The 264-nt window shown below is 63.3% G+C and carries 1 pseudogene; it reads right to left on the reverse strand.

The features are described 5' to 3' along the window. A pseudogene (locus R0J92_RS23760) lies at positions 1-264 on the reverse strand (flagellar biosynthetic protein FliP); the annotation flags it as partial.

Here is a 264-nt window from a genome sequence, read left to right on the forward strand (position 1 = left end):
GGCCGCGGCTCACGGCCGTTTCCATCGGCACGGTGCCTTCGGAGAAGGGCTTGTAGCCGTCGGTATAAGCCTTGTCGAGCACCGGCGACATCACGAACAGCGTGAGAAAGAGCGCGAGGCCGACCAGCACCTGGTTAGGCGGCGTGGTCGTCGTGCCGAGCGCCTGGCGCAGCAGCGAGAGCACGATGATGATTCGCGTGAAGCTTGTCATCATCAGCACCATCGCGGGCAGGAACGACAGCATCGTGAGCAGCAGCATCGTCT

Origin of the sequence: Tritonibacter sp. SIMBA_163 (assembly GCF_046535935.1) — a bacterium.
Classification (GTDB): domain Bacteria; phylum Pseudomonadota; class Alphaproteobacteria; order Rhodobacterales; family Rhodobacteraceae; genus Epibacterium; species Epibacterium scottomollicae.